We start from the raw sequence: 21,112 nt of genomic DNA, 5'->3' as shown, positions 1-21,112 counted from the left end.
TTGACGTTTTATGTAGAATTTCCTGTTGTAGTTTGTGCAATTATTTGCTATTGTAGTAGCGCAATGAATTTAAAATTATATTAGATAGTAGGAGACATATGGACAAAGAAATACGAACCGAGTCTGTTTTGAGGAAAGACCTTTCGCTGCTGACTGCCACGACACTGGTAATCGGCATGGTTATTGGTTCCGGGATTTTTATGAAGCCCGGCAAAGTCATCGAGGCTGCCGGTGACTCTACTATGGCTTTGGCGGCCTGGGGATTAGGCGGCATTATTACCATCGCGGCAGGACTTACTGTAGCCGAGCTGGGGGTGCAGATACCGAAAACAGGCGGTATCTATGCCTATCTGGATGAAGTATACGGCAAAATGTGGGGTTATCTTTTCGGCTGGGTACAGACCTTCATTTATGGACCGGCGACAACCGGGGCGTTGGGCTTATATTTTTCCACATTATTGCTGCCATTTTTTAATTTCCCTGAAACCTGGAAGTTGCCGGTAGCCATTGCAGTGGTTGCATTTTTGGGCGGTGTCAATGCACTGGGAGCCAAATATGGCGGCTTGATTCAGTCGGCAGCTACTGCCGCTAAGCTTGTGCCCATTATACTTATTGCGGTTTTTGGTCTGTGGCAAGGCAATGGACAGATTCTTAATATGCCGGGCGGGATAGGGGAAACCGCAGGTATGGGGGCTGCTGTCCTGGCAACCTTGTGGGCATATGACGGCTGGATTAATGTGAGCTTTGTTGCCGGTGAAATGAAAAATCCGGCAAAAGAATTGCCGCGGGCTATCATTACCGGTTTGGCTATTGTTATGGCGGCTTACCTTGCCATTAATCTAGCGCTATTTCATATGCTGCCGGCTTCTGAAATTGCTCTTCTCGGCAACCGGGCCGCAGGTACAGTTGCCGGGCTGCTGTTCGGTGAAATGGGCGGGAAACTGATCAGTATTGGTATTTTGATTTCGATTTTCGGCGCACTTAACGGCTACATTTTAACCGGGGCAAGGGTGCCTTTTGCCATGGCGCAAAACGGTCTGTTGCCCGGGGCGCAGCTCTTAGGGAAGGTTCACAGCAAATCCGGTACTCCGGCCAATGCCTTACTGCTGGTAGTAATTTTGGCGGCAGTGCTCATGACTCTGGGCGATCCGGACCGTTTGACAGATATGGCTATGTTCATTATTTGGGCATTCTATATTTTGGCCTTTGCGGCAGTGTTTATCTTACGCAAGCGAAACCCTAAAGCCAAACGGTCTTACAGTGTACCCGGTTATCCTATCGTACCAGGTATCGCTATTTTGGGTTCCGTATATATTGCGTTTAGCATGCTGGTGCATAACCCCGGCGACGCTTTATATGCTTTGGGCATTACGCTGGCAGGTATTCCGGCATATATGCTTTTACGAAAAAAATAAGTATTGTTCAGGCGCAACGGCAAAATGCTGTTGCGCCTTGTTTTTTTTATTCTGACAGCAAGCATAAAAAGGCTTTAATGGGGAACCTATAAGATGATATTCTAGTTTGTATGTTATGAGGTGAGCCTTTTGGAAAAGGTTTGTCCATTGTGCAATGCGCTGCAGCAGGTTGAAAAAAAATGTCCGCACTGTGGCAAGACTATGCTGGATGGCGGTGCACTCAATAACTATCTCGGGCCCTATAGTCCTTATATGGAAGCGCAGTCATTGCCGTTTCAGTCTGAAGCGTACTGTATACATCTGCTCTATTGTCCGGAATGTGATTATGACAGGCAAGAAATCCTGGCGCTGGTGGCCATGTAGCTGGCATAAAAATGTTCCGACAGGCAGATACTAAAAAAAAATAAAGGAGTGAATACCTATGTCTAATCCGATTGTCAAATGTACTGTTGATCAATGTACTCACTATATGCCAGGTGACCAATGCATGGCAGCAAAAATCAGCGTTTACAATGATGAAATGGAAGGTAATTCAGCAAAATCAGCAGACACCCAATGTAAAGCTTTCCATCACCGCAAAACAGTGGGCGATATGATTGGCGCATTGCATAATGCCAATGTTGGCGGCAGTGTGTCGGCGGCCTTTCTGGAAGGCACTCAAATCACTCCGGCTGTTGAATGCTTTGTTAATGAATGTAAGTTTTGGGATAATGGCAACTATTGCGGCGCCGACCAGATTCACGTAACCGGTACTAATGCGTCGAAAACCACAGATACCGATTGCGAAACTTTTAAAAAGAAGTAATTAAAATTAGCAGGCAAAGGCCCGAAAAATAAGATAATGAAAAGCCACAAACATCGATACAATGTTTGTGGCTTTTCATTGGTAATCTTGCGTTACTTAAAATTTAATGCTTGTCATGACAGCCGCACCCGCATTGGTCGCCATGGTCAACAACTTTAATCGAGTCAAGCTGGACTTTAACCTGACCTTTAATATGCTCAATATAACGGCGGCGGAGTTCAGCCTGCTCAGCACGCTCGTTATCAGTAAGTCCTGTTTCACGGCTTTTTTTTGCCAATTCATTTATTCTGGCAATGCATTGTGCTGTTATCATAAGTGATTGCCTCACTTTCATTATTTAATATAATAGCAAGAAATATTCTTCCTATTATGTAAAAAATACTAACAAATTATTGACAAATGTGCAAGTTAGAATGAAAATAAAGTAGACTTAGCTTCAGGTGGGGTTTTGAACCATATTGGCCTACGCGGACAGATTAAATGGCGAGTTTCTTCTGATCTCGTAGCATAGCGGCGAAATGCCACCCAAGGCACTATGTCTTCTACGTGTGTTGTAATAGCTGATCCAGGCCTCGATACTGGCCGCAGCCTGCCCTAGCGTAGCAAAGGACCGTTTTTTAACATGCTCCACTTTTAAAAGCCGAAAGAAGGATTCCATCGGGGCGTTATCATAGGGATTGCCTTTCCGGCTCATGCTGCCAAGGATGTTATGTTCTTTCAGCAAGTCTTTATGCTTGTGCGATGTATATTGACTGCCCCTGTCGGAGTGATGGATGAGACCTTCAGCAGGTTTTTCTTTTACAATGGCCATCCTAAGTGCTTTACAAGCAAGGTCTGCTGTAGGGCGATTGCCCAGAGCCCACCCAACTATTTTGCGTCTGGCTAAATCTAAGATACAAGCTAAATAACACCACTGGCCGCCCACTCGGATATAGGTGATGTCAGCCAGCCACACTCTGTTTATTTCTTGCACCTCAAAGTTTTGATTTAACAGGTTGTCAAAGGCTTGTTCATTCGGGTCAGCTTTGGTGGTTTGAGGTTTGTATTTGCTTTTTATCTGGGCTTTGATGCCATGAGCATGCATGATTCGCTGCACTTTGCTGCGCCCAATGATAATCCCTTTGTCGTTTAGTTCTTCATAGACCTTTTGAACGCCGTAATTGTGATCATGTTCTCGTTCAATCTGATGAATATGAGCCACTACTACAGCATCCCGATCGTGGGTTTTCGGGCAACCGGCTTTCACCCAGGCGTAATATCCACTTCTGGCTACCTTTAAAATGCGGCATAAATCGCTAACAGCATATTGGGAGCGATAATCGTAGATAAACTGATATCTTATTTGCTGTTTTTGGCGAAGTATACCGCTGCTTGCTTTAAAATAGCGACTTCATTCTCTAGTTCCTTAATGCGTCGTTGCGCTTTACGAAATTCATCCTCATCGGGCTTGAGATTTCCTGTTCCGGGGAAAGCATGTTCTGGATCACTTTTATATTGTTGAATCCATTTATAGACCGTATTTTCGTGAATTCTTAGTTCCGCTGCCAAACTGGGGCAAGTACGAGCTCCACTTAGATAAAGTTTCACGATATCTTTTTTGAACTCTGCATCAAATCGCTGACCTTTCATGTTGGACACCTCCTGGCTTTATTGTACCAACCATTCTTGATGTCCACAAAAGGCATTACGGTTCACTTTAACCCCATCTGAAGGTTAGTCGCCCTTATCCAGGGACTTAGTCGCTCTTACTCCCACCTGGAGAGGGGGGAGTCTTAGAGCGAGTTAGTCATCGGATAAAAATTAAAGGAAAATAGTTCTATATTCCGAATTAAGATACTATGACTATTATACCGGGAAAGGTGAGAAAAATTTATGAATAAGTGGCGTTGTAATGTATGTGGCTATATACACGAAGGAGAAAAAGCTCCGGCAGAATGTCCGGTTTGCGGGGTGGGGCCGGAAGAGTTTGCTATTTTTACGGAAAAAGTTGAACAAAGGCAGCCGGGAAAACGCTGGAAATGTACGGTGTGCGATTATGTTCATACAGGCGATACTCCACCGGACAGCTGTCCCTTATGTGGTGTCAGCGCAGAACTATTTGTATTGCTGCTGGATGAGACTGTCTCACTCACCCGTGAGGCGGTAGCTGAAGCCGGGCTGGATACCGCGAATTCTGCGATGGATAAAATCAGTTATGGCTTGTACATCGTTACGTCCATTAAAGATAACAGCATCAACGGACAATGCTGCAATACCGTATTTCAGCTGACAAGCAAGCCGTTACGGATTTCTATTTGTCTTAACAAAAGGAATCTGACCCATCAATATGTTATGGACAGTGGCATTTTTGCCGTGTCGATGCTGGGAACCGAGCAAACCGAGGCTGTCAGGCGGTTTGGTTATCAGTCAGGCCGGAATGTAGATAAATTTGCCGGGATAGAATATCTTTCCGGGCAGAACGGCTGCCCGATCCTCACAAACTGTCTTGCTTATGTTGAAGCGAAGGTACTGCAAACGCTGGATGTCGGTACCCATACACTCTTTATCGCTGATGTGACTGCCGGCAGAATGGTAGCAAACGAGGAAGCACTGACATATAGTCTTTATAGGAGCAAAAAAGGATGATTAGCGGCGTACGCCAGTCATCCTCACAGAAAAGAAATAATAAACATGAGGGTGATAATCTTGTATGAGCTGATTATTATCGGCGGGGGACCGGCAGGGATGACGGCAGCCGTATATGCGGCGCGCAAGAGGATGAATGCTTTGCTAATTACTAAAGAGTTTGGCGGACAGCCGATGTGGACCATGGATATTGAGAATTATATGGGCTATCAGTTTGTCACCGGGCCGGAGCTGATGGAAAAGTTTGATGAACAGGTGAGGAAATTCCCGATTGAAATAAAATATGAAGAAGTTACCAAACTTGCTGCCAATGATGATGGCACCTTTAGTGTAACCGGCGACGGGGAAGAATATCGGGCCCAAACGGTTATTGTTGCTTCAGGCAAGCGGCCGCGCCGTCTGGCAGTGCCGGGTGAAGCTGAGTTTACCGGGCGGGGTGTCAGTTATTGCGCTACCTGCGACGGCCCCCTGTATGCCGGTAAAACGGTAGCCGTAATCGGCGGCGGCAACTCGGCGCTGCAGGCAGCTATTGAAATCAGCCCGATTGCCGAAAAAGTATACCTGATATCCATTGCCGGCTACAACGCTGACCCGATTATTATTGAAAAACTTAAAGAACTTAAGCGCCCTGTCGTTGAATTTATGGGTTACACGACAACCGCCATTACAGGCTCGCAAGCGGTGGAAAAGCTGGTACTGGTCAGCAATGATACCCGGGAACAAACAGAACTTGATGTGCAGGGAATTTTTGTGGAAATCGGCTTAGAGCCCAACACCGAATATTGTGAGGGAGTAGTGGACTTTAACAAATACCGCGAAATTAACACCGATTGCCGTACACGCACCAAACTACCGGGCTTGTTTGCTGCCGGTGATGTCACCAACGGCCCTGACAAGCAAATTGTAATTGCTGCCGGCGATGGTGCTAAAGCAGCATTAGTAGCGTATGAATTTCTGCTGCACAAACGGCCAAACGCTTAACAGCAAGCCAAGGGACCGGCACCTGCATATGTGGCAGGTGTTTTTCTTTTCTCAGTTATACTTGGCTTTTTCCGGAAAATGAGTATAATATTATTCATACCATTAGTAGATAGAATACGATTTTTATTGGAGTGTGAGAATGTGAAAACTGTCATAACAATTGTCGGGCAGGACAGAGTTGGCATAATTGCCATGATTAGCAACATTTTGGCAGAAAACAATGTTAATATCCTTAATATCAATCAGAATATACTTAATGGATTTTTTAACATGGTTATGATTGTCGATATGGGTCAGTCCATTATCAGCCTGAAGGATCTGGGTCACCTGCTGGGAGAAAAGGGTGCTGCCATGGGCCTTGATATCAAAGTGCAGCATGAAGATATCTTTAAAATAATGCACCGTGTGTAGTCGTAAGCTTGGAGGTAATACATATGTTCACAATGCAGGATGTTAATGATACTAACCGCATGATTGAAGAAAATAAGCTGGATATCCGGACGATTACGATGGGTATCAGCCTGCGGGACTGCGGTCATCCGGACAGCAAGGTGCTTTGCCGCAATATTTATGATAAAGTGACCCGTACGGCTGAGAAGCTGGTGCAGACAGGAGAAGACATTGAGGCCGAATATGGTATTCCTATCATCAACAAACGTATTTCGGTAACTCCTATTGCCATTGCTGCCGAAAGCTGCCAGACCGACAGCTATGTTGAAGTGGCCCGGGCGCTGGACGCGGCGGCTAAAGAAGTGGGTGTAAACTTTATCGGCGGATTTTCCGCACTGGTGGAAAAAGGCTACACCAATGGTGACCGCATATTGATTCGCTCCATTCCGGAGGCGCTAGCCGTAACCGAGAGAGTATGTTCCTCAGTCAATCTGGGCTCCACCAAAGCCGGAATTAATATGGATTGCGTCCGGGAAATGGGTGAAATCATTAAGCTTACGGCTGAACGCACCAAAGACCGGGATGCGTTAGGCTGCGCCAAGCTTGTGGTATTTGCTAACGCACCGGAGGACAACCCGTTTATGGCAGGGGCCTTCCATGGTGTGGGTGAACCAGAGACTACCATCCATGTGGGAGTATCAGGTCCCGGTGTTGTCAAACGGGCGCTGGAAGATGTGCGCGGGCGCGACTTTAGCACTGTGGCCGAAACCATCAAACGCACGGCCTTTAAAATTACCCGTGTCGGCCAATTAGTGGCGCAGGAAGCGGCACGGAGGCTTGGTCATCCTTTTGGCATTATTGATTTATCCTTGGCCCCGACACCCGCAGTTGGTGACAGTGTAGCACATATCCTGGAAGAGATGGGCATAGAAAGTTGTGGAGCTCCCGGGACAACAGCCGCATTGGCGCTCCTGAATGATGCTGTCAAAAAAGGCGGCTTAATGGCTTCCTCGCATGTTGGCGGTCTCAGCGGCGCTTTCATCCCTGTCAGTGAAGATGCCGGCATGATTGCTGCCGTCGAGCGTGGCAGCCTGTCCTTAGAAAAGCTGGAAGCCATGACCTGTGTATGTTCGGTTGGCCTTGATATGATCGCCGTACCTGGCGATACTTCGGCGGCTACCATTTCGGCCATTATTGCCGACGAAGCCGCCATTGGCATGATCAATAACAAGACGACAGCTGTCCGGATTATTCCCGTACCCGGCAAAAAAGTTGGCGATAGTGTTGAGTTCGGCGGCTTATTGGGCTATAGCCCGATACTGGCTGTCAGCAAATTCAAATCTGATGACTTTATTGCCCGCGGCGGGCGAATTCCGGCACCGGTCCGCAGCCTGACCAACTAAAAATGCAGCAAATGAATAAAGGCGAGATTGCCAGCATATGTGCAATCTCGCCTTTCGGCAGCTATGCTAGTACCTCGTCTCACCTAATTCTTTGGATTATATAGCAGTCTTTTTCCGCCCTGCGTTGTTGTCGTCGCCTTACATATGTCCGATATGCGCGGCTCCTCCGCCTAGCAGGGCGAAAAAATCCTTGCTATCTAATCTCAAATTTTAGGTAAGACAAGGTACTAGAATACTTCATTGGCTTCACGATATTTGCGGACGGCAGCCAGTTTGTCCTCAATGGTAGCTGCTGTCTCCCAAACCTCTTTGAATAGAGCGGAGTTTTTGAAACCGGCGTTCCAAAGATAGGCATCATCCGGTGTATAACAGGCAAAAGTAACAGGCTGGTTTAGGTTGTCCGGCATTTTGCCGTTATCATCGGTGAGTAAAGCATAGTCACCTGTGGCAGAAAGCTCAATACCCAGCACCACCAGGTTATCCTCAATTTCTGTTTGTTCAAATCCAAGAGCTCCATAAAAATTTACAATAGTATCACTCATTTGATCATCTCCTTATTAGTTTGGTCATATTTGTCAAGATTAGAGGTAATAAAGCAGGTGTGTGGAATAAACCATGAGAATGAATAAAACAGGGTATACTTTCTGTTAGGACTAAAAAACAACAATCTGGGAGGCTTAGATTTAATATATATGGAAAATACATTTGCACAACTGGGGCTTAATACAACGCTGGCGTCCGGGCTGGCCAAAGCCGGTCTGACAGCTCCGACTGCTATCCAAAGCGAGGTAATTCCACTGGCGCTGGCCGGTAAAGATATTATCGGCCAATCACCCACAGGTACCGGTAAAACTTTGGCCTATTTGCTGCCATTATTTCAAAAGCTCGCTGTTGACAAACGTGAGACACAAGCCTGCATCCTGGCGCCCACCCATGAACTGGCCATTCAGATACAGCGTCAGATAGAAATGCTGGCAAATCATTCAGGCTTGCCGGTAATGGCTGCGCCTCTGATTGGTGATGTCAATATTGCGCGGCAAATCGAAAAGCTAAAGGACAAGCCGCATATCATAACCGGGTCCGGCGGGCGAATTCTTGAGCTCATTCAGAAGAAGAAGATCAATACCCAAACTATTAAGACCATTATTCTGGACGAAGCCGACAGACTGCTTGACGACAAAAATATGGACAGTATCAAAGCTGTAGTGAAAACCACACAAAAAGACAGGCAATTGCTGGCGTTTTCGGCGACAATAACGCCGGTGGCGCTTAGCCGGGCGCAAGAACTGATGAACAAGCCGCAGCTGGTGCAAGTTGAAGGCAGGGCGGAGACGATGCCTGACATTGAACATGTGTATTTTGTGTCAGAGCGGCGGGATAAATTTGAGGTGCTGCGTAAAATAATCCGCAGTGGTAATATTGCCCAGGCGCTGGTATTTATCAATAAAAGTGATGATGTTGAGCTTACCGTTGACAAGCTGAATTACCACGGCCTGACAGCGGCTGGTATTCATGGCAGCTTTGTTAAGGAAGACCGGAAAAAGGCCATGGATGGCTTTAGAAGCGGCAGGCTTCAACTATTGGTAGCCTCCGATCTGGCAGCCCGGGGACTTGACATACCGGGGATAGGATATGTATTTAACTTGGATTTGCCGGAAGATCCGCAGGTTTATTTGCATCGTGCCGGGCGAACCGGCCGGGCAAAGAGCAGCGGGGTGGTTATTTCATTAGTTTCACCGCGGGAACTGCCGCTGATTGCTAAATATGAAAAGACTTTGCAGATTGAAATGCTGCCAAAACAGATTGCCCGCGGTAAGGTTTTTGATAAGAAATCCGGCAGCCGGCCGAAGCCGGATGCACGCAAAGCCAGAAACGGGATTACCGCGCCGCGTGGGGAGTGACGGAAGAACCTGCACTTAGGATATTCCACATTGGCATTACTATTCCTCTTCCTTTTGGTGGCAGAGATATTATCATGTATGCTAATATATAAGGATATGAGGTATACCGTGTTGACGGCGGCATGACTTATGTGGAAGGGGCCAGTTGTTAAGTGAGACTATAAAATGTTAAGCTTCGCATAAAAAAGTTTATGTAAAGACATTTCTTATGAGGCCAAAATCCTCATACACCTCCTTTTATTTATCTTTTTTTCTGTTTTACTTTACATAATATTATCATTAAAATGCAACACTTAAATTAGTAATTAAACCATAAATTACTAGTTTAAGGAGGTTGCTTTATGGAAGCAAGAAATAATGTTTCAACTGGAGATTTAAGTCTGTACATTTCAGCTCTTAATGAGAAACTGGAAGAATTAAATTATAGCGCAAGCGCTAAAAATCGTATGAACTCTGTTTGGCTTGTACTTATGGCTTATGTAACTGAAAACGCACCTACTCCATACAATGAAGAATTCCGACAAAAGTTTATACGGGATATTTATGGGCACTGTATGGGAGAAAAACAATCCGCATTTATTGTTAACCGTGCAGATCTTACTGTTGGTGATATACGTTTTGTTTCTCCGGCAACGGTAAGAATTGTCGGAAAAGGAAGGAAAGCTAGGATTGTGCCACTTCTTTCAGGGACGGAAAAACTGCTCCAAGCCTATTTAAAGATTTAAAACTACAACCTAATGAAATAGATCATCCCTTATTCTGTAATCGGGAGAAACAGAAATTTACTAGAGCTGGTATTACGTATATACTCAAAAAGTATGCTGCCGAAGCGCGGGCAAGTAATCCCGTCTTTAATTCCAGATACGTTATCACCACACTGCATTCGACATTCAAAGGCAATGCATTTGTTGCAAGCAGATGTGAATCTAATTTATATCCGCGACTTGCTCGGACACAGTGATGTAAAAACTACAGAAGTTTATGCAAGAGCAGATAATGAGCAAAAGCGAAAAGCTTTAGAAGCTGCAAATCCAATTAAAACAAAGGTACAATTTCCTGCATGGACAGACGATGACGGTTTAATGGAGTGGCTAAAAACTTTTGGAAAGTAAATAGAATTTATCAGGAGTATTTTGAAATTAACACAGTTCATCTATAATTTAATAAACATATTAAAAATTAACGAAAAGGATGGATTGTTAAAATGATCATACGCAAAATGGTTGCAAGCGATATTCCTGAGTTATCACAGTTATATATATAGGCAATTTTGGAATGAAGATTCTTGCATTGAAACCATGTATGACCAGTTTAAGAAGGTTTGCGAAAATGGTACACATATATTATTAAGTGCTGTAGAAAATGAGCGTCTAATTGGTTCAGTTATGGGTGTTATTTGTGAAGAATTATACGGTAATTGTAAACCTTTTATGATTTTGGAAAATATGATAGTTGATAATAAATGTAGAAATAAAGGAATTGGTAAAGCCTTGATTGCTGAAATCGAGAAAATTGCTATCGATAAAAATTGTACACAAATAATTTTAGTTACAGAAATTGATAGGATTGATGCCTGTAAATTTTACGAATCTGCTGGATATAGTCCTACTAAAAATAAGGGCTTCAAAAAGAAACTTTAAAAATACTAGTCATTTATTAGCAGCTTATTATGGAAAGACTATGGAGGACAAAAACCAATGGAATCGCAAAAATTACCCCCTAACTTAACATATCCTAAAACTTTACATAGACTATATATTGCTGAAAAACCGAGTATGGCAGCGGAAATTGCCAAATGCCTGCCAGGACCGGCAAGCCGCAAGGACGGTTGTATTCACACCGGCGGCGGGGTCATTACCTGGGGTTATGGACACATTCTGCGCCAGGCTGAGCCGGATGAATATGATCCTAAATATGAAAGATGGCGGGTAGAAGACTTGCCGATTATTCCGGAAAGCTGGAAGCTGCTTGTGGCCGATTCCTGCAAAAAACAGTTTGAGATTATTAAAAACCTGATTGAGCAGGCCAATGAAATCGTTCATGCCGGTGACCCTGACCGGGAGGGGCAGCTCTTAATTGATGAAGTGCTGGACTATGTACATAACCAAAAGCCGGTGCGCCGGCTGCTTTTAAATGCGCTTGATGAGCAAAGCATCAGGAAGGCCATTGCCAATCTTCGCGACAACCAGGATTTTCAGAACCTGAAGCAATCGGCGCTGGCCAGGTCACGGGCTGACTGGCTGATTGGCATGAATTTGTCCCGCGCTTATACCCTGGCGGCGCAGCGGGCCGGTCACCGGACGACACTCCCGGTTGGGAGGGTTAAAACCCCGACACTGGCGCTGGTAGTTCGCCGGGAACGCGAGATAGAGAATTTTAAGCAGGCAGACTATTTTACGCTCAAAGCTGATTTTGAGCATAGTGACACTATTTTTACAGCCTATTGGAAACCGCGGGAGGAGCAGTCGGGTCTTGATACCGAAGGCCGGCTGGCCGATAAGGCGATTGCCCAGGCCCTGCTGGAAATGCTGCAGGCGGCCACCGAGCCGGCGGCAGTAATCTCATGCGAAACAACGGAAAAGAAAGAACCGCAGCGATTGCCGCTGGCATTATCGACACTACAGGTTATGGCAGGCAAAAAGTTTGGCTATGACCCGCAGGTGGTTTTAGATACTGCCCAAAAGCTGTATGAACGAAAATTAACTACTTATCCGCGTTCTGACTGTGAGTTTTTACCTGAGTCACAACAGGATGATGCTGCCGTAATTCTTGGTAATCTGACAGGGTTGGCCCATCGTGAATTGGCTGGCTGGTCTGGCAAGGCAGACAGCCTGATTCGCAGCCGGGCCTGGAACGACAAAAAGATTACAGCCCACCATGCCATTATTCCCACTGTGGAGCGCTGCAATTTTGCCGCATTAAATGAAACCGAAAGAAATATATATTTTCTGATTGCCCAGGCATATATCGCCCAGTTCTATCCGGTGCATGTCTATGACCAGACACGGGCTGAGCTTGAACATGCCGGCGAAAGGTTTACCGCCAATGGCCGGATTATCAAGGAACTGGGCTGGAAAGAAGTATATGGTGCGGAAGCCGAAGAAAAGAAAGAAGAGGACAGCGGCACACTGCCGGCCATGAGCAAAGGGGACCGGGCGCGCTTTATCCAGGCTTCGGCCGAAAAGAAGTCAACAAAAGCACCAAGCCGGTTTACGGCAGCCACATTGCTGGCGGCTATGAAAGAAATTCATAAATATGTTAAAAACCCGGATTTAAAAAAGCAGTTGAAAGATGTGGCCGGCATTGGGACTGAAGCCACCCGGGCCACCATTATCAAAGAACTTATTGAACGTGGCTTTTTGCGGGAAGAAACCAAACGCAAGTACCTCAAACCAACCGAACCTGCGTATCTGCTTGTGGATATGCTGCCGGAAGAGCTCACTTATCCTGACTTTACCGCCTTATGGGAAGATATTTTGCGCCAAATGGCAGAAGGCAGTGCCAGTCTGGATGCTTTTTTGGGACAGCAGGCGCGGTTTGCGGCCAGTCTTTGTACCAAGGCCAAAGGGGCTGACATCCCGCTCAAGGGTGATCACCACTGTCCGCGCTGCCGCAAAGGGGTACTGCAGCTTAGAAACGGCAAGCATGGTAAGTTCTGGGGCTGTTCCCGTTACCCGGCCTGCCGGGCATCCTTTGATGATAAAAATGACAAGCCGGATATACCGGTACGAAAAGCACAAGGGCAAGGCTGATTACGCCTTGCCCTTGTGCTTTTATTTATCCTAACAGAAAGTATCACTTTCTTAAGAGCAGGATAAGGGCAACATCGGCTTCCACTGTCGCCAAAGGCCGGTGCAAGCCGTGTTTTCTTTATCTGCCTCTAGGAGCTTTGCTGCCGGAATTCGCTGCGTCTGCTTTAGGTTTCCGGCGGCTACGGAGATTGTTTCCGCCATGGCTGACGGCTTTTTTGTCGCCAGTCTTCTTGGCAGTCACCGGTTTTTCCGTAATCTTCTTAGTTGATGCCGGAGAAGCTTTTTTCGCATTTTTAATTACTTTTTGTCCGTTGGCTTTATATTTTTCAATAGAAGACTTGATTCCCTGCTCAATCAGCCGCAGATACATGTGTTCACCAGGACTAATGAAGGTGATGGCTGCCCCGGTTTGACCGGCCCGTCCGGTCCGGCCGATGCGGTGGATGTAGCTTTCGGGGTCGTGCGGGATATCATAACTGAAGACATGGGTGACGCCCTCAATGTCCAGGCCCCGGGCGGCAATGTCTGTGGCAACAAGGATTTGCAGCTTTGCCTCGCTAAACCGGCGCATAACCTGCATACGTTTAGCCTGTGACAAGTCGCCATGCAGCTCGTCAGCTTTATAGCCGCGCTGAATAAGGGCAGTATTGACAGCTTTGGCCCGTTCTTTAGTATGGCAAAATACAATGGCCAGATAAGGCTGCTGTTCATCAATCAGGCTGCAGAGTTTGTCAAGCTTGCCGGCCTCAGGCAGTTCAATCATGATTTGTTTGATTTCATCCAAGGTTACATTTTCCGTTTGGACGCGGATATCGGCCGGCTTGTCCATATAACGGGCGGCCAGTCCCCGTACCTTCGGCGGCATGGTTGCCGAGAACAGCAGGGTCTGCCGTTTGCTGGAAGTCAGCTTTATCAGTTCTTCCACTTCTTCTAAAAAGCCCATGTGCAGCATTTGATCGGCCTCATCCAGCACCAGCCGGGAAACACCGGCAAGCACCAGCGTTTTACGTCTGACATGGTCAAGCAAGCGGCCTGGTGTGCCGACTACGATGTGAGGCTGACCTTTCAACTTGCGGATTTGCTCATCCACCGCTTTGCCGCCATGTACCGACAAGACATTAATGCCAAGGATATTGGCCAGTTTGGCGGCCTCGGCCGTAATTTGCAGTGTTAATTCCCGAGTTGGGGTGATAATCAAAGCCTGTACATGGGGTGCCGAAATTTTTATTTTTTCCAAAATGGGCAGCAAAAAGGCCAGTGTCTTGCCGGTACCTGTCTGGGCTTGGGCAATAACATCTTTGCCTGCCAGCAAAATAGGAATTGCCTGGGCTTGTATCGGGGTAGGACGGGTAATTCCTGTTGTTTTTAAAAATTGAGTCAACTCAGGGCGGATGCCTAAGGCTGAAAAGTTTGTCGACATAGAAGGCACACCTTTCTTTTTCATAGTATGCGGTAAAGTCAGTTTGCACAAGCCGTAAAGCGGCTATGCGTGGTAAATATACAATATACTACTATTTTCCAGAAAAGTAAAGAGGCTTTACTGGAAGGTTTGGTGTCAGAGCCTAAGTTTTGTAGAAAACATATTGCCAAACAGCGGACAGAGGAAGCTATTCAAAGAGTCTATTATGGTGATGGTAAAATAAAATGGGGCCTTCAACAGGAATGGCATTGGTGAGGAGAGAAGAATATGACGATAATAACATTTCTTACGGTCAGAGTTGCAGTAATTATAAAATGAGGGGGAGAGCAGATGAGCATTGATGCAATTGTATTACATTCCACCGATAATGTGGCTACCGCAGTTCAGGACCTGAAAAAAGGCCAACAGGCTATAATTCGTTTGGGACGGGAGATCAATCGTGTAAGCATAATGGAAGATATCCCGTACGGTCATAAGTTTGCGGTGCGGAAAATCAATAACGAGGAAAACATTTTAAAGTATGGAGAGGTCATTGGCCGGGCAACGTCGGATATTGAAACCGGCTGCCATGCTCATATTCAAAATATTGAAAGCTTGCGTGGCCGCGGCGATCTTCAGAAGGAGGTATAACATGGAATTTATGGGTTATCGTCGTGCCAACGGTACAGTAGGGACGCGTAATTTTGTCGGTGTTCTGTCAGCGGTAGTATGTGTAAACGAGGTTGTAGAGTCGATTGTTCGTCAAGTGCAGGGTACTGCTCGCTTCACCCATCATCAAGGCTGCTGTCAAACGCCACTGGATATTGGAATTGTGAACAAAACTTTAATCGGATTGGGGGGCAACCCCAACTTACATTCGGTAATTATCGTGAGTCTTGGCTGTGAGAGCACCGATATCACAGGCGTAATCGAAGGTATTCGCGCAGCCGGCAAGCGGGTAGAGCATCTTATTGTTCAGGAGATTGGTGGTTCAGCACGGTCAACAGCGGCGGGAATTTTACTGGCGCAGGAAATGGTGAGAGAGGCCTCGTTTGCCAAACGTGAGGCTTTCCCAATCAGTGAACTGGTTATGGGCATGAAATGCGGCAGTTCTGATACCACATCCGGCTTGGTGCCCAATCCAGCTATTGGTGTAGCCTCTGACTTATTGGTAGCTGCCGGTGGGATATCAATTTTAGGTGAGGTTACAGAGTTCATCGGAGCTGAGCACATATTAGCCAAACATGCCGCGAATGAAACAGTGGCTCAGGAAATCTACAGATTGGTTGAACGTATGGAAAAAAGAGCAATGGTGGTCGGTGAGGATATTCGCGGCGGGCAGCCTACCGGTGGCAATATCAAGGGAGGCCTTACCACCATTGAAGAAAAGTCACTTGGGGCCATCGCCAAAGCCGGATCGGCACCTATCCAGGCAGTCTATGAATACGGTGAACAGCCTACGGTTAAAGGGCTGGTAGTAATGGATTCCCCCGGGAGGGAGCCGGAGATATTAACAGGTTTGGCTGCTGCGGGTGCCAATGTAATTGTCTTTGCAACCGGCCGGGGAGCGCCGCAGGGATTTCCGTTCGTGCCGGTGCTTAAAATTACCGGTAGCCGCACTGCTGCCGAAAAAATGAGTGATCATATTGATATGAACCTGAGTGCGGTAATTGAGGGCAGTGATACAATCCCGGATGCCGGGCATCGTATTCTGGAAGAAGTGACTCATATTGCTTCAGGGGCTATGACCAAGGCGGAAATATCGGGATATGTCAATTCAATGGATATTTATATGCGGGGGCCGGTTATCTAGACTGCTGAAGTAATTTTTGATAATGAAAGAGAACTGCCGTTGTTTAAAGAAGAAGCTACGTAAATTGAATTTGCAGAAATGGAGTGGAAAACATGGCTGTAACAGTAAAAAACACAGTAGTAGGCTTTGTTGGGATTGGTGTTATGGGTAAGAGCATGGCAGGGCATTTGCTGAAGGCCGGTTATCCTGTACGGGTATATAACCGGACTAAAGCCAAAGCCGAGGATTTACTTAAGCAGGGTGCGGTATGGGAAGAAACGATAGCCGGATTAGCAGCCAATTGCAATGTGATTATCACGATGATTGGCTATCCCAAAGATGTCGAAATAGTTTATTTGGGTGATGACGGTTTATTAAAAAATGCCAGCCAGGGAACATATTTTTTGGATATGACTACGTCGTCACCAGAACTAGCAATCCGTATTTACCGGGAAGCGAAGGCAAAAAACATGCAGGCTCTTGACGCGCCAGTCTCAGGCGGTGATATTGGGGCAAAAGAAGCACGGCTTGCCATTATGGTGGGCGGTGAGCCGGGGGCTTTTGCCGCTGTCCGGCCGATTTTGGAATTGATGGGTAAAAATATTGTTTTACAAGGCGCCGCCGGGGCAGGCCAGCATACTAAGATGTGCAATCAGATTGCAATCGCAAGCAACATGATGGGCGTATGCGAGGCAATGGCTTACGCAAAAAAGGCTGGCCTTAATCCCAGCCTTGTACTCCAAAGTATTGAGACCGGGGCGGCAGGCAGTTGGTCACTGAGCAATCTGGCTCCCAGGATGTTGGCCGGCAATTTTGAGCCAGGCTTTTATGTTAAGCATTTTATTAAAGATATGAAAATTGCTATTGAATCTGCTCAACAAATGGGCTTGGATACTCCGGGACTGCAGCAGGCAATCAAGCTATACGAGCAGTTGGCAAGCCAAGGGGAGGAAGACAGCGGAACTCAGGCATTATTCAAATTGTATCAGTAATTTAGGATAATGTGTTCTTAATGGGCATCACCATTTGCCCAGACTTTACAGGACATTCCTGGAAAAATTGAGATAATGTGATACAAATCCTAAGTTTTGCAGTAAAAAAATATAAAAAGCTCTGCAGTACAGCATTTTATACGCACTGCAGAGCTCTTCTTTTGGTATAGTAGCTTATTGTACCAGCCATTCTTGGTGTCCGCAAAAGCCATTGCGATTCAAGCGCAGGGATTGCCTGAACTTGAACAGGCCTAGGTCGGTAATGTCGGTTTAGGCTATGTGTAAGTAAAATGTGATATACCATTTCCATAAAAGTAAAGAGTCTTTCTTCATATAAAAAGCTATTTGTGTTAAAATGAGAAAGAAAAACCTTGGCAGATACTATATATACAAAAGGAATGGAATATGAATTTATTAACAATAGAGAATCTTACCAAAAGCTACGGTGAACGAGTATTATTCGGCAATGTTACCTTTGGCATTGATGATGGAGATAAAATTGGGCTTATTGGGGTCAACGGCACCGGCAAATCTACTTTTTTGAAAATTATCGCAGGTGTGGATACCGCAGATTTTGGCAAAATAACGGCAGGTAGCGGTATAAAGGTTGAATATCTACCACAAAATCCTGAGTTTGATGCCCAGGCTACCGTATTGGAGCAGGTGTTTAGAGGCCATTCACCGGTTATGCAGGTATTGAGAGACTATGAACAAGCTTTGGTAGAGGCACAGCGTTATCCTGATGATGCTGTGCGCCAGAAACGGCTTATCAGCTTAACGCAGCAGATGGACACACAAAATGCCTGGCAGCTGGAAAGTGATGCCAAAATCATACTTACCAAGCTGGGGATTACTGATTTTGCCGCCATTGTCAGTACCCTGTCCGGTGGTCAGCGCAAACGGGTGGCACTAGCCAGTGCGCTCATTAATCCTGCCGACGTGTTAATACTGGACGAGCCCACTAACCATATTGATAACGACACTGTAGCCTGGCTGGAACAATATTTGGCTAAGCGCAAAGGCGCACTTATTATGATTACCCATGACAGGTATTTTCTTGACCGGGTAACCAACCGCATTATCGAATTGGATAAAGGCAAGTTATATACATATACCGGCAATTACAGCAATTTCCTGGAGCTGAAGGCCGAGCGGGAAGACCAGCAGGAAGCCAGTGAACGCAAACGGCAGAATATCCTGCGCAATGAGTTGGCTTGGATACGGCGGGGAGCGCAGGCCCGCAGCACCAAGCAAAAGGCCAGGATTGAGAGGTTTGAGCAGCTTAGCGCCCAGACTCCGGATGGCAGACAAGGCCAAATAGAGATAACGGCAGGTGCCAGTCGTTTGGGGCGCAAGATTATCGAGATGGAGCATATCGGCCAAGCCTTTGAAGCTAGTACGTTAATCAATGACTTCAGTTATATTGTCCTTAAAGACGACAGAGTAGGTATTATCGGGCCTAACGGCAGCGGTAAATCCACTTTACTTAATATCATTGCCGGACGGCTCATTCCTAACCAAGGTCAGGTTGAAATCGGCCAAACGGTGAAAATTGGTTACTTTTCTCAGGAAAGCACCGAAATGAACCAAGACTTGCGGGTTATTGAATATATTAAAGAAGAAGCTCACTTTCTGCCGACAGCCGACGGCGGTACTCTTAGTGCCGCTCAGCTATTAGAACGTTTTCTCTTTCCGCCTAATCTGCAGTGGACACCGATTGCCAAGCTGTCAGGCGGGGAGAAGCGCCGCCTGTTCTTATTGCGGGTGCTCATGAGTGCGCCTAATGTGCTCTTGCTGGACGAACCGACCAATGATCTGGATATCCAGACCTTAAGCATTCTGGAAGACTATCTTGACGACTTCCCGGGTGCTGTTATTGTGGTATCCCATGACAGATATTTTCTTGACCGGCTTGTGGAAAAAATATTTGCCTTTGAAGGTGACGGCAGGATTACACAGTATCCTGGCAACTACTCCGATTATCAGGAAAGAGTCAGTATGCTGGAAGCTGAAGCTTTACCTACAAATAAGAATAAAAATACTGCAGATAAAAAAATTGCGGCACAAGACAAGCCCAAAGAACGGCCACGCAAACTGTCTTTCAAGGAACAGCGTGAGTATGAGCAAATAGATGAAGTAATTGCCGGTGTAGAACAGGAGCTTTCTCAGGTAGCCCACGCCATCAATACCGCCGGCAGCAACTTTGAACTGTTACAGGAGCTTACCGCAAAACAGCAGGATTTAGAGTTAAGACTAAACGAATTATTGGATCGCTGGACCTATCTTAATGAGCTGGTAGAAGAGCTTGATAATAATAATTGATAAAAAGGAGTGAGTACCTTGATAGTCTCGCCATTATTCTACCGTTTTAGAGCTGACAAGGTACTAATCTGACAGGCTATGAACATACAGATATTTGGCACGAAAAAATGTCAGGATACCAGGAAGGCCGAGCGCTATTTCAAGGAGCGCAAGATACCGTTTCAATTTGTCGATCTGACAGTGCGCGGTTTAAGCAAGGGCGAACTAGACAAGGTCAGGGCGGCTGTCGGCGGACTGGAAAACCTGATTGACAAAACAGGCAAAGAATACGAAAAACGTAATTTGAAGTATTTGGTGCACAATGTGGAAGAAATGCTGCTCAATCACCCGTTGCTCTTAAGAACTCCGGTGGTACGGAACGGGGCTAAGGCTACTGTGGGGTATTGCCCGGAGGTTTGGGGTGGTTGGAGTTAGAATGAGGTCAATATGATTTGCAGGTTTTTCCTGCTAACCTTAGCGCTAATATCAAAGAATGCTATAAGCTCTTGGCGGTTTAGGAAACCTTCAACTTTAACAGTAGAAAAGTAAAAAAATCAGCATACACCATTCACCGGGAGGCAGGTTCTCAGGAAGCTGTCTCTCGTATTTTTTTGCGCAAAAGCAGAAGCTGCCTCCAGTGTTATTGAGACAGCTCCTCCTAATCGGTTTTCTTTTTAATTTGCTAATTTCTTCGAAAAATCAGCTTTTTTCCATATAGGGGACTTATAGCTGTTAAGTTTAACTATAATTAATGCTGTACGGTCGCTAAAACCCTAGCAAGCGTGATTTGTACATCCAATATAATTGGCCGCTGGCACGGAGCCCGCTTTATCGTTATTGCGAAGACGGCCAATAAAAGCCTGATCCTACTGTTAGCCGACAAATTGAAAGCGCTTGCTGCCGAAACCAAATTTGCAATTGGTGAGGAAATGGTATCGATTCGGCTAGCGATCGGTCATACGGTTTCACAGGACTATGATACTGTCGACTATCTGATTGAACGTGCCATTAAGGATTCACTTGAGAGAAGAGCCCCGGAAGCGCCGCCGGCGCCGGAGAAGCCTCAGGCGGATAAAGCCACGGTTGTCAGCAGGCAGCGCAAGGAAAGCAGTTTTCACTCTGCCAGCTCCAGACGGTAATCCTTATAGGAAGATGATACGATTAATTTTTATTTATCCTAATGATGCATAATTACAGGAGGAGACTAAATGAAAAAAATATTTTTGTTTTTCACAGCAGTTATTGCTATGACCTTTTTTATGTCATTTCAGTCGGAAGTTAAAGCGGCCTCTACGTGACGTCTTAATATACCTCCCGGTTCGGTTGAGGTTGTAGCATTAACTAAAGTTTATAAGG

At 46.0% G+C, this 21,112-nt stretch carries 22 protein-coding genes and 1 pseudogene; 18 read left to right on the top strand and 5 right to left on the bottom strand.

The window, feature by feature from the left end:
* Positions 1-98: 98 nt before the first annotated feature.
* The 3 genes from SPSPH_RS11795 (at position 99) to SPSPH_RS11785 (ending at position 2,220) form a co-directional block, all read left to right on the top strand.
* Positions 99-1,415 carry an APC family permease gene (locus SPSPH_RS11795; RefSeq protein ID WP_075755855.1) on the top strand — a complete coding sequence of 439 codons (1,317 nt, stop codon included), beginning with the start codon at positions 99-101 and terminating at the stop codon, positions 1,413-1,415.
* 129 nt (positions 1,416-1,544) lie between these two features.
* A complete protein-coding gene (locus SPSPH_RS11790; RefSeq protein ID WP_075755854.1) occupies positions 1,545-1,778 on the top strand; it encodes a hypothetical protein in 234 nt (77 codons plus the stop codon).
* A gap of 58 nt (positions 1,779-1,836) precedes the next feature.
* Positions 1,837-2,220: a DUF1540 domain-containing protein gene (locus SPSPH_RS11785; RefSeq protein ID WP_075755853.1), complete on the top strand. Its 384-nt coding sequence runs from the start codon at positions 1,837-1,839 to the stop codon at positions 2,218-2,220.
* A 103-nt stretch (positions 2,221-2,323) separates the two neighbouring features.
* Here SPSPH_RS11785 and SPSPH_RS11780 read toward each other — a convergent pair whose 3' ends face one another.
* From SPSPH_RS11780 to SPSPH_RS11770, 3 genes are all read right to left on the bottom strand, one after another.
* On the bottom strand, positions 2,324-2,533 hold the full coding sequence (locus tag SPSPH_RS11780) for a DUF896 domain-containing protein (protein ID WP_075755852.1): 210 nt from the start codon (positions 2,531-2,533) through the stop codon (positions 2,324-2,326).
* 150 nt (positions 2,534-2,683) lie between these two features.
* Positions 2,684-3,547 carry an IS3 family transposase gene (locus SPSPH_RS11775; RefSeq protein ID WP_233138955.1) on the bottom strand — a complete coding sequence of 288 codons (864 nt, stop codon included), beginning with the start codon at positions 3,545-3,547 and terminating at the stop codon, positions 2,684-2,686.
* 11 nt (positions 3,548-3,558) lie between these two features.
* The gene (locus tag SPSPH_RS11770) at positions 3,559-3,849 is read right to left on the bottom strand and encodes a transposase (RefSeq protein WP_075755850.1); all 291 of its coding nucleotides are present in this window, start codon (positions 3,847-3,849) and stop codon (positions 3,559-3,561) included.
* A 243-nt stretch (positions 3,850-4,092) separates the two neighbouring features.
* Between SPSPH_RS11770 and SPSPH_RS11765 the strand changes: the two genes are divergently transcribed.
* The 4 genes from SPSPH_RS11765 (at position 4,093) to SPSPH_RS11750 (ending at position 7,619) form a co-directional block, all read left to right on the top strand.
* On the top strand, positions 4,093-4,845 hold the full coding sequence (locus SPSPH_RS11765; RefSeq protein ID WP_083945486.1) for a flavin reductase: 753 nt from the start codon (positions 4,093-4,095) through the stop codon (positions 4,843-4,845).
* Between the two features lie 60 nt (positions 4,846-4,905).
* Positions 4,906-5,826, top strand: a complete 921-nt coding sequence (locus tag SPSPH_RS11760) for an NAD(P)/FAD-dependent oxidoreductase (RefSeq protein WP_075755849.1) — start codon at positions 4,906-4,908, stop codon at positions 5,824-5,826.
* A 141-nt stretch (positions 5,827-5,967) separates the two neighbouring features.
* The gene (locus SPSPH_RS11755; RefSeq protein WP_075755848.1) at positions 5,968-6,237 is read left to right on the top strand and encodes an ACT domain-containing protein; all 270 of its coding nucleotides are present in this window, start codon (positions 5,968-5,970) and stop codon (positions 6,235-6,237) included.
* Positions 6,238-6,260: 23 nt separating this feature from the next.
* Positions 6,261-7,619: a PFL family protein gene (locus SPSPH_RS11750; protein ID WP_075755847.1), complete on the top strand. Its 1,359-nt coding sequence runs from the start codon at positions 6,261-6,263 to the stop codon at positions 7,617-7,619.
* A gap of 227 nt (positions 7,620-7,846) precedes the next feature.
* Here SPSPH_RS11750 and SPSPH_RS11745 read toward each other — a convergent pair whose 3' ends face one another.
* Complete coding sequence (locus tag SPSPH_RS11745; RefSeq protein ID WP_075755846.1) at positions 7,847-8,161, bottom strand: hypothetical protein; 315 nt, start codon at positions 8,159-8,161, stop codon at positions 7,847-7,849.
* Positions 8,162-8,311: 150 nt separating this feature from the next.
* Between SPSPH_RS11745 and SPSPH_RS11740 the strand changes: the two genes are divergently transcribed.
* From SPSPH_RS11740 to SPSPH_RS11720, 5 genes are all read left to right on the top strand, one after another.
* Positions 8,312-9,520, top strand: coding sequence for a DEAD/DEAH box helicase (locus SPSPH_RS11740; protein ID WP_075755845.1), 1,209 nt, complete (start codon positions 8,312-8,314; stop codon positions 9,518-9,520).
* 341 nt (positions 9,521-9,861) lie between these two features.
* Positions 9,862-10,245 carry a hypothetical protein gene (locus SPSPH_RS11735; RefSeq protein ID WP_075755844.1) on the top strand — a complete coding sequence of 128 codons (384 nt, stop codon included), beginning with the start codon at positions 9,862-9,864 and terminating at the stop codon, positions 10,243-10,245.
* Positions 10,246-10,338: 93 nt separating this feature from the next.
* Positions 10,339-10,632 carry a tyrosine-type recombinase/integrase gene (locus SPSPH_RS11730; protein ID WP_075755843.1) on the top strand — a complete coding sequence of 98 codons (294 nt, stop codon included), beginning with the start codon at positions 10,339-10,341 and terminating at the stop codon, positions 10,630-10,632.
* A 111-nt stretch (positions 10,633-10,743) separates the two neighbouring features.
* Positions 10,744-11,160 carry a GNAT family N-acetyltransferase gene (locus SPSPH_RS11725; RefSeq protein ID WP_198930903.1) on the top strand — a complete coding sequence of 139 codons (417 nt, stop codon included), beginning with the start codon at positions 10,744-10,746 and terminating at the stop codon, positions 11,158-11,160.
* 57 nt (positions 11,161-11,217) lie between these two features.
* Positions 11,218-13,272, top strand: a complete 2,055-nt coding sequence (locus tag SPSPH_RS11720) for a DNA topoisomerase III (RefSeq protein ID WP_075755842.1) — start codon at positions 11,218-11,220, stop codon at positions 13,270-13,272.
* A 118-nt stretch (positions 13,273-13,390) separates the two neighbouring features.
* On the opposite strand, the gene SPSPH_RS11715 is transcribed toward SPSPH_RS11720, so the two are convergent.
* Complete coding sequence (locus SPSPH_RS11715; protein WP_075755841.1) at positions 13,391-14,692, bottom strand: DEAD/DEAH box helicase; 1,302 nt, start codon at positions 14,690-14,692, stop codon at positions 13,391-13,393.
* A gap of 330 nt (positions 14,693-15,022) precedes the next feature.
* Here SPSPH_RS11715 and SPSPH_RS11710 point away from each other — a divergent pair, with 330 nt between their 5' ends.
* The 6 genes and pseudogenes from SPSPH_RS11710 to SPSPH_RS11685 all read left to right on the top strand — a co-directional run.
* The gene (locus tag SPSPH_RS11710) at positions 15,023-15,322 is read left to right on the top strand and encodes a UxaA family hydrolase (RefSeq protein WP_075755839.1); all 300 of its coding nucleotides are present in this window, start codon (positions 15,023-15,025) and stop codon (positions 15,320-15,322) included.
* Position 15,323: 1 nt separating this feature from the next.
* On the top strand, positions 15,324-16,484 hold the full coding sequence (locus SPSPH_RS11705) for a UxaA family hydrolase (protein ID WP_075755838.1): 1,161 nt from the start codon (positions 15,324-15,326) through the stop codon (positions 16,482-16,484).
* Between the two features lie 92 nt (positions 16,485-16,576).
* Positions 16,577-17,455, top strand: coding sequence for an NAD(P)-dependent oxidoreductase (locus SPSPH_RS11700; protein ID WP_075755837.1), 879 nt, complete (start codon positions 16,577-16,579; stop codon positions 17,453-17,455).
* Positions 17,456-17,860: 405 nt separating this feature from the next.
* On the top strand, positions 17,861-19,777 hold the full coding sequence (locus SPSPH_RS11695; RefSeq protein ID WP_075755836.1) for an ABC-F family ATP-binding cassette domain-containing protein: 1,917 nt from the start codon (positions 17,861-17,863) through the stop codon (positions 19,775-19,777).
* 78 nt (positions 19,778-19,855) lie between these two features.
* Positions 19,856-20,191 carry an arsenate reductase family protein gene (locus tag SPSPH_RS11690; RefSeq protein ID WP_075755835.1) on the top strand — a complete coding sequence of 112 codons (336 nt, stop codon included), beginning with the start codon at positions 19,856-19,858 and terminating at the stop codon, positions 20,189-20,191.
* Positions 20,192-20,526: 335 nt separating this feature from the next.
* Positions 20,527-20,895: pseudogene (locus SPSPH_RS11685) on the top strand (hypothetical protein); the annotation flags it as partial.
* Between the last annotated feature and the right edge of the window lie 217 nt (positions 20,896-21,112).

This window comes from Sporomusa sphaeroides DSM 2875 (assembly GCF_001941975.2).
In the GTDB taxonomy this organism is placed as follows: Bacteria; Bacillota; Negativicutes; order Sporomusales; family Sporomusaceae; genus Sporomusa; species Sporomusa sphaeroides.
The sequence above is the reverse complement of the archived record's forward strand: the minus strand, read 5'-3'. Positions and strand labels throughout refer to the sequence as shown.

What these genes read in the sequence shown, in the direction of transcription:
- SPSPH_RS11750 (WP_075755847.1), top strand. Translation starts at nt 6,261, where the DNA reads ATGTTCACAATGCAGGATGTTAATGATACTAACCGCATGATTGAAGAA.
- SPSPH_RS11705 (WP_075755838.1), top strand. Translation starts at nt 15,324, where the DNA reads ATGGAATTTATGGGTTATCGTCGTGCCAACGGTACAGTAGGGACGCGT.
- SPSPH_RS11765 (WP_083945486.1), top strand. Translation starts at nt 4,093, where the DNA reads ATGAATAAGTGGCGTTGTAATGTATGTGGCTATATACACGAAGGAGAA.
- SPSPH_RS11740 (WP_075755845.1), top strand. Translation starts at nt 8,312, where the DNA reads ATGGAAAATACATTTGCACAACTGGGGCTTAATACAACGCTGGCGTCC.
- SPSPH_RS11770 (WP_075755850.1), bottom strand. Translation starts at nt 3,849, where the DNA reads ATGAAAGGTCAGCGATTTGATGCAGAGTTCAAAAAAGATATCGTGAAA.
- SPSPH_RS11795 (WP_075755855.1), top strand. Translation starts at nt 99, where the DNA reads ATGGACAAAGAAATACGAACCGAGTCTGTTTTGAGGAAAGACCTTTCG.
- SPSPH_RS11730 (WP_075755843.1), top strand. Translation starts at nt 10,339, where the DNA reads ATGCTGCCGAAGCGCGGGCAAGTAATCCCGTCTTTAATTCCAGATACG.
- SPSPH_RS11715 (WP_075755841.1), bottom strand. Translation starts at nt 14,692, where the DNA reads ATGTCGACAAACTTTTCAGCCTTAGGCATCCGCCCTGAGTTGACTCAA.
- SPSPH_RS11785 (WP_075755853.1), top strand. Translation starts at nt 1,837, where the DNA reads ATGTCTAATCCGATTGTCAAATGTACTGTTGATCAATGTACTCACTAT.
- SPSPH_RS11735 (WP_075755844.1), top strand. Translation starts at nt 9,862, where the DNA reads ATGGAAGCAAGAAATAATGTTTCAACTGGAGATTTAAGTCTGTACATT.
- SPSPH_RS11710 (WP_075755839.1), top strand. Translation starts at nt 15,023, where the DNA reads ATGAGCATTGATGCAATTGTATTACATTCCACCGATAATGTGGCTACC.
- SPSPH_RS11695 (WP_075755836.1), top strand. Translation starts at nt 17,861, where the DNA reads ATGAATTTATTAACAATAGAGAATCTTACCAAAAGCTACGGTGAACGA.
- SPSPH_RS11745 (WP_075755846.1), bottom strand. Translation starts at nt 8,161, where the DNA reads ATGAGTGATACTATTGTAAATTTTTATGGAGCTCTTGGATTTGAACAA.
- SPSPH_RS11780 (WP_075755852.1), bottom strand. Translation starts at nt 2,533, where the DNA reads ATGATAACAGCACAATGCATTGCCAGAATAAATGAATTGGCAAAAAAA.
- SPSPH_RS11720 (WP_075755842.1), top strand. Translation starts at nt 11,218, where the DNA reads ATGGAATCGCAAAAATTACCCCCTAACTTAACATATCCTAAAACTTTA.
- SPSPH_RS11700 (WP_075755837.1), top strand. Translation starts at nt 16,577, where the DNA reads ATGGCTGTAACAGTAAAAAACACAGTAGTAGGCTTTGTTGGGATTGGT.
- SPSPH_RS11690 (WP_075755835.1), top strand. Translation starts at nt 19,856, where the DNA reads ATGAACATACAGATATTTGGCACGAAAAAATGTCAGGATACCAGGAAG.